10 protein-coding genes are annotated in these 12,121 nt (G+C 58.2%); 3 read left to right on the top strand and 7 right to left on the bottom strand.

What is annotated here, in order from left to right; genetic code table 11:
* Positions 1–113: 113 nt before the first annotated feature.
* A complete protein-coding gene (locus DWZ15_RS10450) occupies positions 114–656 on the top strand; it encodes a hypothetical protein (protein ID WP_055252273.1) in 543 nt (180 codons plus the stop codon).
* Positions 656–1,381, top strand: coding sequence for a nucleotidyl transferase AbiEii/AbiGii toxin family protein (locus tag DWZ15_RS00660; RefSeq protein ID WP_158571030.1), 726 nt, complete (start codon positions 656–658; stop codon positions 1,379–1,381). The genes DWZ15_RS10450 and DWZ15_RS00660 overlap by 1 nt, the downstream gene beginning before the upstream one ends.
* Here the strand turns inward: DWZ15_RS00660 and DWZ15_RS00655 are convergent.
* From DWZ15_RS00655 to DWZ15_RS00630, 6 genes are all read right to left on the bottom strand, one after another.
* Complete coding sequence (locus DWZ15_RS00655) at positions 1,331–1,897, bottom strand: hypothetical protein (RefSeq protein WP_187360521.1); 567 nt, start codon at positions 1,895–1,897, stop codon at positions 1,331–1,333. The genes DWZ15_RS00660 and DWZ15_RS00655 overlap by 51 nt on opposite strands.
* A 191-nt stretch (positions 1,898–2,088) precedes the next feature.
* A complete protein-coding gene (locus DWZ15_RS00650) occupies positions 2,089–4,575 on the bottom strand; it encodes a glycosyltransferase (RefSeq protein WP_118448637.1) in 2,487 nt (828 codons plus the stop codon).
* Positions 4,576–5,643 carry a glycosyltransferase family 2 protein gene (locus DWZ15_RS00645; protein WP_118270786.1) on the bottom strand — a complete coding sequence of 356 codons (1,068 nt, stop codon included), beginning with the start codon at positions 5,641–5,643 and terminating at the stop codon, positions 4,576–4,578. It lies immediately after the preceding gene.
* Positions 5,644–5,655: 12 nt separating this feature from the next.
* The gene (locus tag DWZ15_RS00640; RefSeq protein ID WP_158571029.1) at positions 5,656–6,774 is read right to left on the bottom strand and encodes a glycosyltransferase family 2 protein; all 1,119 of its coding nucleotides are present in this window, start codon (positions 6,772–6,774) and stop codon (positions 5,656–5,658) included.
* Positions 6,775–6,848: 74 nt separating this feature from the next.
* The gene (locus DWZ15_RS00635) at positions 6,849–7,889 is read right to left on the bottom strand and encodes a glycosyltransferase (RefSeq protein WP_117640954.1); all 1,041 of its coding nucleotides are present in this window, start codon (positions 7,887–7,889) and stop codon (positions 6,849–6,851) included.
* Positions 7,890–7,895: 6 nt separating this feature from the next.
* Positions 7,896–8,999 carry a glycosyltransferase gene (locus DWZ15_RS00630; RefSeq protein WP_118270784.1) on the bottom strand — a complete coding sequence of 368 codons (1,104 nt, stop codon included), beginning with the start codon at positions 8,997–8,999 and terminating at the stop codon, positions 7,896–7,898.
* 256 nt (positions 9,000–9,255) lie between these two features.
* Here DWZ15_RS00630 and DWZ15_RS00625 point away from each other — a divergent pair, with 256 nt between their 5' ends.
* Positions 9,256–10,275 carry a glycosyltransferase gene (locus tag DWZ15_RS00625; RefSeq protein WP_117786538.1) on the top strand — a complete coding sequence of 340 codons (1,020 nt, stop codon included), beginning with the start codon at positions 9,256–9,258 and terminating at the stop codon, positions 10,273–10,275.
* Between the two features lie 20 nt (positions 10,276–10,295).
* On the opposite strand, the gene DWZ15_RS00620 is transcribed toward DWZ15_RS00625, so the two are convergent.
* A complete protein-coding gene (locus DWZ15_RS00620) occupies positions 10,296–12,095 on the bottom strand; it encodes an AAA family ATPase (protein ID WP_089572000.1) in 1,800 nt (599 codons plus the stop codon).
* Between the last annotated feature and the right edge of the window lie 26 nt (positions 12,096–12,121).

Raw genomic sequence — 12,121 nt, 5'->3', positions numbered from 1 at the left:
TAAGGCACCGTCATGGCGAGGGAGGTGCCGCAATGAGTCGTTCCATGAAAAGCCATATAAGCCTACAATTGTCATCAGATGTAGGCTTATATGGCTTTCGAGGGGAGGCCGGCATGGTGATCACCTACCGGGAGGCGCTGGCTGAACTCGGGAGCAGGTACCGCGTTCGCAAGGCGGTGTCGGAAGGGACGCTCCACCCCGTCGGCCGAGGGATGTACTCGACCAACCGGGACGAGGACGCCCTCGCCGTGATCGCGAAGCGCTACCCCGGGGGCATCCTGACCGGGCAGACCGCGCTCTACGCCCACGGGCTCGTGACCGCGCCCCCCGACCGGATCGACCTGGCCACGAAGCGCGGTGGGACCAAGATACGCGACGCCGCCGTGCGCCAGCACTTCATCCCGGAGGGATGGCTGGGCGTCGGGAGGTCGACCGTCTCGGTGGACGGGACCGAGCTTGCCGCTTACGACCCCGAGCGCATGCTCCTCGAGCTCATGCGCTCGCGCAACAAGCTGCCCTACGACCTCTACCGGGAGGCCGTCGCCTCGTTCCGCAGGCGGTCGGAGCGGCTGGACATATACAGGCTGCAGGACTACGCGGAGGCAATCCCGCACGGCGAGGCACACCTCGAGCGCGCCATGGAGGAGGTATTCTGATGGACCTGAACGAGATGAGGGCGCGCTACGAGCGCGAGGAGGGCTACTCCTGCCTCAACGCGACCGCGCGCGTCTGCCAGGACGTGATCCTCTCAAAGCTGGCGGCATCCGGCATGCGCGACCGAGTGACGGTCAAGGGAGGGGTCCTGATGTGCGCGCTGTCGGGGAGCGGGCGCCGCGCAACCCAGGACATAGACCTCGACTTCGTGCGGTACCCGATGACCGACGCCTCCATTCGCTCCTTTGTGTCCGCCCTCTCGAACCTCGGCGACGGCGTAACCGTCCGCATCGCCGGCGAGATAGAGGAGCTGTCGCAGCAGGACTACAAGGGCAGGCGCGTCAACCTCAAGGTCAGCGACGGGCGCAGCACGTTCGACACGAAGCTCGACCTGGGGGTCCACGCGAGCGCTGCGATGGAGCAGGACGAGCTGTGGTTCGACGTGGCACACCGGCAGGAGGGCGTCTGCCTGCTTGCGAACTCGAAAGAGCAGGTGTTCGCCGAGAAGCTCAAGTCCCTGCTGCGCCACGGCATCCGAACGGCCCCGGAAACTCGTTTCATGGAGCGTTTCATGGAAAATCCCCCCAATCTAGCAACGGTTCAGAGTCTACTAGATTGGGGGGGACGCGAGCCAAGTCGACAAGGGCAGTTAACCGGCGGCTATTCATGCCTCGATTTAGAACCGCTCGAGAATCTCCGCGGCGTTCTCTCGCAGATAGATATCTAGGTCCGGCACGGCAAACTGCACGTAGCCCCTCTGCGGAGCTTGAATAACCTCTCTTTGAAGCAGCTTAGCCCTAATAGAGCTGACCTCATTGGTCTTTTTACCCATGCGTTTAGCAATCTCAGATGATTTGGACTGCTGCTTATCCTCGCACATGGCCAAAAGGTATTTGATATCGTTGAGTCCAAGTCCAGAAATCGCGGGCTCGTGAACAACATCGTGAAAACGAGCCTCTGCCAGCGCAATGCCTTCGGTGACGTCGCCCTCGCTCACAATGGCACTTTTGGCACGATGCAAGTTGGCGCGTTGCCAAATGGAGTAACCGACCAGTTGCACCAGATAGGCATAGCCCTTAGTGGCCTTAGCGGCTCTCGACAGAAGATCGTCCTCTATGGTCAAACCAGTCGCGACAAAGCTATCGCCCATAGAGAGCGCTACCTCCACCTGGTTGATAGGCGCCAGATCTTCGGAGAGGGCACGACGCAAGAACGTAAGCGCCTTGCCGTTAATAAGATCCATAACGCCGGCGGGTAAGCCGGCAAAGGCAAGTGCGATATCTACTTATATCGAATAATATCGAGCTGTATAAGCTTGTATAAACTTATCGCGGAAGTATCGAGCTTTCGTAATATGACTTAGTTAGTAGTCCACCATTGCTTTCTTCCAAGCTCATAGCGAAAGAAAGTTCAGGACTTCCTAAACCCATTGCCTTAGACCGAGAAATACTCACTCTCGGCAGATAGGTTTGGCCCCAACCACGGATCGCCATCGAGGAAGAACTCCGGCCAGCGCTGCATGAACAGTGCCCGCTCTCGCTTCCAGCGGCGCAGCTTTTCCTCGTTGGCCTCTTCCCTGCCGCGCGAAGTGAACTCGTAGTGGTACAGCTCGGCATAAGGCGTAAAGATGGTGCGGTAGCCCGCCTCCCATGCGCGCAGGCAAAAATCTGCATCGTTAAAGCCAACGGCGAGCTCCTCGTCGTAACCTTCAACCTGCTCAAACACCTCGCGTCGGACCATCTGGCAGGCGCCCGTTACGGCACTAAAGTTGCCCGGACGCACAGCGCGGGCAAGATAGCCCTCACGCTTTGCCGAGAAGTCCTGGTTAGCATGGGCAAGCGCACCACGCACGCCAACCAAAATGCCGGCATGCTGCACCAGATGATCGGCAAAATAGAGTTTGGCACCCACCACGCCCGCATCGGGACGCTGCAGATAACCCATCATCTCTTCGATAAAGTCCGGGCTTATGACCTCGGTATCGTTGTTGAGCAGCAGTAGATAGTCGCCCTTAGCATGCTCAACGCCAAAGTTGATGATCTGGGAGTAATTGAACTCACCCGGCCAGTACACAACGCGCGCAGTGCCCTTACCGCCAGACGTAGCGGTCACGCGCTCCGGCAGGATTTCGTAATACGCAAACGTCTCCGGGGCTTCGCTGTTGTTCTCCACCAAGACGATCTCATAGTTGGCATACGTGGCCTTCTGGGCAATCGACATCACACAGGCATCGAGCGTCTCAACGTGGTCCTTGGTGGGAATCACAATGCTCACCAGCGGCGCAGGCTCCGGCAGCGCATAGCGCATGCGATAGACAAACGGCGTCTCGGTCTCCTCGACCGTTCCGCAAATGCCCAGCTCGTTAAAGTGACGCTGCAGCGCAAGGCGCCCGGCTTCAATGGCATACGGCTTGCTATCGGCAGAGCCATCGGCGGTCGACCCCGGATGAACGCGCCAGTGATACAGCACGTGCGCAACATGCTCAAACCGCGCGCCCGCCGCAAGGCAGCGAAGCGTCAGGTCGTAGTCCTGGGCGCCCGCAACGTCTTCTGGGGACATGCCAATACGATCGATAAGCGCCTTCTCCACCATCAGGAAATGCGTCACGCAGTTATGGCTATAGAGCAGGTCAACGTTGAGCTGCGTCTTAAAGACCGGCTGGCCCCACTCCCCCGTTTTCTGGAACATGTCCTCGTCGCAGAACAGGACCTGGGGACGCTCGCCCTCGGCAGCCTTGTTCAGCGCGGAAACATACTGGAATAACGCGTCCGGTTCCAGAATGTCGTCATGGTCCAAGAACGCGATGTAGTCTCCAGTCGCCTGCTGAATACCAGCGTTGGTGTTGAGCACAATGCCGCCGTTGCCAGGCAGCTCAATACGACAAACCCGCTCGTCATTGGCGGCAGCCGCAAGATTGGCCACCGCATCCCATTCGGGCGAGGCGTCCATAAGCAGCAATTCCCAGTTGTCATAGCTCTGGGCTAGCACCGAGTCCAGCAGCTCGCGCAGGTAGACCCGATCGGTTTTGTAGCACGGCACCACAATGCTCACGAGCGGCCTATAGGCAAAGGTCACCGAAGCGACACGCTGGCACGCCAAATCGCCCGACTTTGCGCGATGCTGCTCAAACCAACGTCGATAAGCTGCGTCGTCTGCACGCGCGTCCTTCATGCGGTTCCAACTGTCGTCGACCATGCCGTTGTACAGGCGACCATCCATAGCGCAAAAACCACTCTGAATCTGCTCCGTGAGATCGCTCGCAATCGCGACAAAATCTCGTATATCCCAAGGCATCTCAACGCTCAGATACGTTTTATTGACACGGCATCCGTTCTGTTGCGGCACATCGGTCTGCGACTCAAACACATGCACGGTGACATCGATGGCGTTCATATGCGTATCGAAGATCTGGAACTCAGGTGCGCACTGGGGGTCTCCCGCCCAGGTAACCTCATAGCGCCACACCGCGCCGGCGTCTGCCGGCAAATAGCGAATGGCATCGATCTCGTAGCGACCGCTGCATTCGCCGCGCTGCGCATCGCGAATCAGTGCGCACAACGCAGACTTTGCTTTGTAGTTAATCTTGGATTCCAGCTTGGCCACGCGGCTATCGAGGCGAATGGAGCCCAACCTTTGGCCACCGGATGCAAAAACGACATCCATCGACGAGCTGTCCAAAAAGGGAAGCACCAAGACGGCGAGCTCGCGCTCGTAATCGGAAACGGAAGGGCAAAGCGCCAGCACACGGCCATGATCGACCGGGAGCACCAGCGACGGCACACAAGAACCGCTCGTCGTCGCATGGGCAAACGCTTGAGAACCCTCCCGTTCAATAAGCGCGGCGACATCCTGACCGGCAAAACGAAGCAGCACAAACAGACGGCCCTGACTGCGGCAAAGTGCCAAACGCTTGATACTCATCTACACTTCTCGCTTTCCCAGGGCGTTCGCTGCCATACGTTTGCAGGCACCCAGGCGTCCAAACCTCAAGACGTCGTAATCGAACATGAGCTTTTTGCACTCACGGGCATTGGGGGCCTTGCTGGTAAGCGCCGCACGCACCATAGCGGCAACAGAAGGAGCGCATTGTGCGAGCGCAGCATCGCTGCCCACGGCAGAACCGGCAAGCGCCGCGGCAACGGCGGCAAACACCTTGCTGCAGTCCGAACCCAGCAACCTGAGCGCATCGTACAGCACCAGATCGCATAGGAAGTACGCCAGGTCATCGGCATACTGGACATCGAGACCGTCGCGTTGCCAGTCAGCCAGCACCGCGGAGTAAATCTTCACGTGCTCCAGCAGTCGCGTCTCGTCGTCATAACGCATGGTGTCCATAAGCGAGCCCTTGCGCGCCACGCGGTAGTCATACAGCTTGTTCGAGATAAGCGCGGTCTTACGCGAACGACCGTACACGGCAAAATCGAAGACCTGGTCCTCGCCATACTTAACGGTTTCGTCAAACACGATCCCGTTGCCCAGCAAAAACTCACGCTTGCAGGCGGTGCGCCATGCAAAGGGGCGAGACGCTTCCTTAAACAGCAGGTCAGAGCTATAGCCTTCAAACGACACATCGCGCGGGCTCAGCACATATTTAAGCCACGGATACCCCGCCTCGAGCGGATACGGATTCGCGCCAAAGGTCAAAACGTCGCAGTCCTCGCGCTCAAAGGCATCGACGATCACGCGGCATGCATCGAGCGTAAACCGGTCGTCGGAATCCAAAAACGCAACGATAGGCGCCGTGGACGCAGCAATGCCCGCATTACGCGCGCTCGACAGGCCGCCGTTCTCCTTATCGACCAGCGTAAAGCGCGCGTCCTTTTCGCAATAGGCAGCCGCAATATCGCGCGAACCATCCGGCGAGCCATCGTTAACCAGTACGCCTTCCCAATCGGGCATGTCCTGCGCAAGCAGGGAGTCCAGGCACCAGGCCAGGCACTCCTCCACTTTATAGATGGGAACGACAACAGAAATCTTGGAAGTAGCCATAGTCAAGTGCTCCTACTGTGCGGCCGGAACGTCATCGGGGTGCGGATTGTCGCCGTAGACGTGCTGATACGTCAGCACGCGCCAGACCAGCGGCAGGCCGCCGATCTTAAAGTAGTGCTTAAACGTATTGAGCTTGCCCGGTTTCTTAAAGTCAAAGCGCGAATCGATATAGACACGGGGCGATTTGACCATCAGGCGCAAGTCGGTCTCGCCACGCGGATCGAACAGCGACAGGTCAAAGCGACCGGCATCCCAATCGGCCTTGAGCTCGGGCGAGGCTTTCTTCCAAAACTGCTCACGCAGCTCATCGACCAGGCGTTCATCATTCCAACGGTACGCATCGACCTTCATGCGCATTAAAATGCCCTGGAGCTGAGCCTTGAGCTCGGGACGCTCGTCCAAAAAACGTTGCATCTCGGCATATTCGTCGCACACGCAAAACACCTTGTTGGGCGAATTAACGGAGCTCTTCTCGTTATCCTGGCGATAGCACAAAATGGGGTCCGCAATAAACGCGGCACGCTCGGCGCAAGCCCAAACCTTAAAGTTAAAGCCTGCGTCCTGATACGAGGCACCCGGCGTGGGAAGGAACCGAATCTGATTGTCGTTGAGGAACTCGCGTCGATAGATAGCCGACCAAATGGAAGGTTTGCGGTAGAAGATCCCCGGACGATCGACGGGGCGATACGCCGCGCCTGTCATGTGCTCGTCAATAATCCCAAACAGTTCACGGCGCTCGCTGGGCGTGGACCAATACAGGTAAAAGTCGCCCTTTACCACATCGGCATGTTCAGCATCGGCCTTGGCGACCAGCTTTTGGAGCGAGTCCTCAAACATAAAGTCATCGGACTCAAGGATGCCCACGTACTCACCGCGCGCCATCTCCAAGCCGCGGTTCATCGAGTCGCCGTAGCCGCTGTTGGCCTTGTCGATCATCTTGACGCGCTCATCGCGCTCCATGTACTCGCGAATGATATCCGGCGAGCTATCGGTAGAGCCATCGTTGATGCAAATGATCTCAATGTCCTTGAGCGTCTGCGCCACGGCGGAATCGAGGCACTCGCGCAGATAGCGCTCGACATTGCAGATGGGAACAAGCAGCGAAACTTTAGGGGTATCAGAGTTCTGCAAGAGAACCTCCTGTTGAATAACGTGTAACAGGGTTATTTTAGCAGCCGAGTTGCGGCGGGCGGCAGCGCTTGGAATTAGATAAAGCGCTCCAGGCAGGCTTTGAGACCGCGAGTCGAAAGATAGAACAGCGTGGCGTCTGCCATCGAAACGCCCGAGGTCGCCGCAACGAGCTTGTGGGCAACACGGCAAACGGCGCCCTTAGCAGGCATATCCGCCCACTCCGTTCCCAAAAACGTCGTGAGGTCCATGTTGACGCGAGCCGCCACGCGATGGAAGTCATCGGCATCCAAGCGCGCCAGGTCGAACACAATGAGGTCTAAAAACCAAGTTATCAGCTCGCCGGGACACAGGTCCAAAAGACCGTAGGCCGCCCAGTCCTCCAAGACCTCCTCGAGCATCCTCATGTGGGTGTCAAGCTTTTTGGCGCGAGCCTCGGCACTGTTGAACTCGTGCGTCGCCGATTCGCTCTCCATCACGTAGTGGTAGAACTTGTCCGGCATGACGACGGTCTTGCGGGCAAGCGCATAAGCCGCAAATTGGAAGACGACGTCCTCGCCCAAAGCCAAACCGGGGGCGAAGCGAATGCCTTCGCGATTGAGCAGCTCGCGCGAAAAAGCCGCACGACAGGCATAGGGCTGCGCATTCGAATGGAACAGCAGTTGGGGATCAAGGGCGCCGAAGGTACCGGCTTTGGGGCTCATGAGTTGCTGGACGCGTTTGGGGGCAGCATCGGCAGGTTCACAGACGCCGCCAAAAACGGCGGCCTCGGCATCTGCAGACTCCATGGCATGCAGCACGCGCTCGACCGTCTGGGCATCGATGCAATCGTCGGCGTCCACAAAAAAGACGGTCTCGCCCTCGGCGGCATCGATACCGGCATTTCGAGCACACGAGACGCCCGCGTTTTCCTGGTCAATCACCAGCACGCGATCGTCGGCCTGCGCGATCTGGCGCAACACGTTCAACGAATCATCAGTCGAACCGTCGTTGACGCAGACAACCTGAATCGAGCGCTCGGACTGGGCCAACAACGAATCGAGGCATCGCTGAATGGAGCGCACGGAGTTGTAAACGGGGACGACAATGGTAGCTTTAGGACACGAGGCCTCTCCCATGCCGACCTACCCCCTCAGCGATTCGATGAGGAAGGCGGCGACCACGCCAGGGCCTCCAACCGAGGCGTAATACTTAGCGCGCCCCAAGGCACCATCCGTCGCAAAACTCGGATGCTCGTCAACCCAGCCCTCAGGATCTTTGAGGATGGCAGCGAGATTCGCGCGCTTCCACGGCTTGAGGTCGTCAAGCGAAAACTCCCCCGCGTCCAAGGCCGCCTGAAATTCCTTAGCCATCTGAACCAGGAACTCCTTATAGAACTTAGGCGCCAGGCGCACGTAGTTCCACATGTACGAATCGTACTTAATGAGCTGATTGAACTTGAGCATACGCTCGACGTCATCGCTTGTGTGATTGCGAGCATAATCCTCTCGAATCCAACGCTCAATCTCGGCATACTCGGTATTGACGCAAAAGACCTTAGCCGAAGAATTGACCGAGGAATTCTCGTTGTCCTGGCGATACGACAACACGGCATCATGCAGATAAACAGCTTTATCGGCACACGCGATCACCTTAAAGGCAAATGACGTGTCCTGAAAGGATGCCCCCGGAGTCGGCAGGAACTTGATACCGTTGTGCTCAAGAAAATCGCGACGGTACACGGCCGACCAAATCGACGGCTTTTGCTTAAAGAACTGCGTCGTATCGCTCGGGTTCACCGGCTTGCCGCAATCCTGAGGTCTAAACATCTCGTGCAGCGAACGGCGCTCCTCGGGCTTAGACCAGTAGAAATCAAAGTTCGCCTTTGCAAAGTCGGCATTATTGGTATCGGCGGCCGAGACAAGCTTTTCGAGTGCGTCGGGCGCCATAAAGTCATCGGACTCCAAGATGCCAACGTACTTGCCACGCGCCATCTCCAGGCCGTGGTTCATCGAGTCGCCGTAGCCGCTGTTGGCCTTGTCGATCATCTTGACGCGCCCATCGCGCTCCATATACTCGCGGATAATCACCGGCGAGTTGTCGGTCGACCCGTCGTTAATGCAGATGATCTCAATATCCTTGAGCGTCTGCGCCAGGGCGGAATCGAGGCACTCGCGCAGGTAGCGCTGAACATTGTAAATGGGAATAAGCAGCGACAGAACAGGGCTGCCAGAGGCGTTAGTAGACAAATGTGCTCCTTAGGAAATACCTGTCGTTTCATAGTATCAAAGGGTCAGCTCGCCAGCAGGCGTTTATATAATCTATGGAGCCTCTTGCGGGCAAAGTAGCCGCACGTCATGCGGCGGGCCCATGGCAGGTTCCTGCGTTTTATTCAAAGCTTGCCGTCAAGGTGCGCCGAGCCTTTACAATAGGACAGTCCCAAGGACGTATTCGATAGCTTCCGCGCAGCGCTCGCCCGCCGCGCGTGAAAGGATATATTGCCCCATGCCTTCAACCCTTCCCGCCCCCATCGATAAGCTCGCCATCGTTGTCGTTACGTACAAGCGCCAGGAACTCCTGGCCAACTTGTTCGACTCCATGACCGAGCTCACGGCAACGCCCTGGCGCATCGTGATTGTCGATAACGAGAATTCGCGCGAGACCGAGGCCATGTGCACCGCATTTAACGAGCGCCTGGCCAACCTGTGGGGCATCGACACCGAGCAGCCCGACGCGCAGGGCGGCACCGACCGTGTCATCTACGCCCCGCAGCTCGAAAACGGCGGCGGTGCGGGCGGCTTCTCCGCCGGCACTAAATGCGCCTACGATCTGGGGGCCCAGTGGTTCTGGGTGATGGACGACGACGTGCTCGTCATCCCCGAAGGCATCGAGCGTCTTGCCAAGTGGACCGACCGCTACGATGTCATCCAGGGTTCGCGCCTGGACTTTGACGGCGGTGCCTTCTTTTGGCAGTACCAGCTCATCCTTTCGCTCGGCATCCCTAACCCCATCGCCAAGTGGGACTTGGGGCCCGAGGGCTACCGCACCATGAACCAACTGTGCTTTGAGGGCGGCATGTTCTCGCGCCGCGTGGTCGACAAGATTGGCCTGCCCGACGCGCGCTTCTTTATCTACGGCGACGATGCCTGCTACGGCTACGTGGCCAGCCAGCACTTCCCCGCCGCCGTGGTTGCCGACGTGGTGCTCAAGCGCGCCCGCGCCGTCTCCAACTGGGATATCGCCGGCAAACGACAGCTCAACTCCACGAGCGACACCAACCGCTACTACATCATGCGCAACCGAGGCTTCCTCGCTCGCTATATGCAGATCTACGGTGACTACCACCCCATGCTGTTCCGTCTGGGCAATGCCGCGACCTTCTGCAAGGAGTTCATTCGTCTGGCAGCAGTCGACAAATGCTTTAAGACCGGCATTCCGGCGCTGCGCCGCGGCATGAAGGACGCCCGCAAGATCGTTAAGGATCCTAACTGGAAGCCCATGCCGCCCCTGAAGGACGCGGAGTAGTAAAGGGCTTTCGCCCGCCGCTACAGTCGTTGGCACACCACGGACACACGCTGACCGTCAAAACCAAAGCCCCAACGCATGCGCCCGACGGCGGGGCGCGGCACGCGGATATCATCGATGCCGTCGCGCTCGATTTCGAGCAGCGCCTGAACCGCCAACAGTTCCAGGCCCAGGGCATCGACGCCAGGGTCGTACATCATGTTGATCGTAATGAGCGGTCGCTCATCGAGCATGCCGAACGTGTCAGCCACGTCAAACACCCGACCGGTGGGAATCACCTGGATATCCCAGCGATCCGAGACGCCACTTCGCTTGGAGCTGGGATTGCAATAGCCAGGCAGTCCAAAGCAGAGCCCCTGAAGCACCAGATGATAGGCTGTCGGCATATCTGATTGGCCCACATCGATGCCCAGATCGCCGATAGCACAGCTCAAAGCTTGCTTTACAGCGTCCTCGTCTCCTCGACACAGCCCGTCATGGAACGAGTCGATAACTCCAACGTCCTCAACGGCGCACTCAAACCATTCCAGAATTACAAGACGGAGCGCCTGACGCACTTCGTTGTTAGGCAGACGCAGGGAACGAAGGCACGCGCCGTTTTCCGAATGCCCCGTCATGTCCGTCGTAAGAAATCCAGACAGATACAGCGCTGTCCAGATATCTTCGGGCTTGGCGGCATCGGCCTCCTCGGCATGCACATGCACTGGCACCTCAATAAACCCATGCGCCTCAAGTAAATCGAACAATGCGGACAGGCGCATGAGATTCCAGTCGCCGACGCATGCGCTCAGACGGTCGGCGTAACCATACAGATCTGCCCGAACGGGCGCGACGCAACCGCGATGTGCGTAGTCCACCACGCGCTCCGGGCTCGAGCAATAAAAACCGCCAAGCAGATAGCCCTCGAGCCACTCACGCGCGTCATCCAGACAGCCGTTGCGACCGATGCAATCCAACAGCACTTGGACTTCGTCGTCCGAAAAACCGAACCATCGATCACACCAACTCGACAACGCTGTCGCCGACCGATAGGAAACCCCACGTTGGGACAACGCAAACTCGGCATGACCGGGGCGTTCGCACATCAGACACGTCAATCGCAACGAGTCGCCGGCATCGGCAATGGTGTCGAACAACATTCGGCTGAGCGACTCTAGGGAATCCACGCTACCGTCGTCCTTAGCGTCCAAACGCTTTGGACATACCGCGTCGTAGTCGTCTATCAGAAGAACAACCTGCTCATCGAAAGCTGCCTGGAGCAGTTTAATAAGCACGCCAAGCGCCGCATCGATCTCCTTATCGCTGGCCACCCCACGCGCCGCCCTCTCGATAAGACGAACCTCACGTCTTGACAGATCAGGCGCGGCAAGCAGCGGCAGTAATCGGGCGCACTCGCGCACGACAGCCCCGCGAATTGCTGCCGCAGCACCAGCGCCATGCCTCGAAGCGGCAGCTGTAAAGTCGAGCATGATGACCGGATAACTCGCGTACTCATCACGATAGCGACCGCCGCCCGCCTGCCAAATCTGGGTACCAGCGAACAGGCTTCGATCCGGCAGCCGGCGATCAGGTCGTTCCAAATAGCACTTGAGCATCGATAAATTCATGCTCTTGCCAAAACCCTTGGGCCGACAGCAAAGCGCAACAGGTGCTTCACTGTCCAATATATCGGCAATAAACATAGTCTTATCGACGAGTAAACACCGATTGATTGCATCGGAAAAGTCGCGTGCATCAACCGGTAGAGCTGCGCTATCCGCATGATTGAGCAACCGTGCACCAAACGCATGAGTAAAACCACAATTCACCTGTTCAGACACCGTAAACTCTCCTTCTAACGCAGCAC

Source organism: Collinsella sp. AF29-7AC, assembly GCF_003475665.1.
Classification (GTDB): domain Bacteria; phylum Actinomycetota; class Coriobacteriia; order Coriobacteriales; family Coriobacteriaceae; genus Collinsella.
This window is presented reverse-complemented; position numbering and strand designations above follow the sequence as displayed.

What these genes read in the sequence shown, in the direction of transcription:
- DWZ15_RS10450 (WP_055252273.1), top strand. Translation starts at nt 114, where the DNA reads ATGGTGATCACCTACCGGGAGGCGCTGGCTGAACTCGGGAGCAGGTAC.
- DWZ15_RS00660 (WP_158571030.1), top strand. Translation starts at nt 656, where the DNA reads ATGGACCTGAACGAGATGAGGGCGCGCTACGAGCGCGAGGAGGGCTAC.
- DWZ15_RS00655 (WP_187360521.1), bottom strand. Translation starts at nt 1,897, where the DNA reads ATGGATCTTATTAACGGCAAGGCGCTTACGTTCTTGCGTCGTGCCCTC.
- DWZ15_RS00650 (WP_118448637.1), bottom strand. Translation starts at nt 4,575, where the DNA reads ATGAGTATCAAGCGTTTGGCACTTTGCCGCAGTCAGGGCCGTCTGTTT.
- DWZ15_RS00645 (WP_118270786.1), bottom strand. Translation starts at nt 5,643, where the DNA reads ATGGCTACTTCCAAGATTTCTGTTGTCGTTCCCATCTATAAAGTGGAG.
- DWZ15_RS00635 (WP_117640954.1), bottom strand. Translation starts at nt 7,889, where the DNA reads ATGGGAGAGGCCTCGTGTCCTAAAGCTACCATTGTCGTCCCCGTTTAC.
- DWZ15_RS00625 (WP_117786538.1), top strand. Translation starts at nt 9,256, where the DNA reads ATGCCTTCAACCCTTCCCGCCCCCATCGATAAGCTCGCCATCGTTGTC.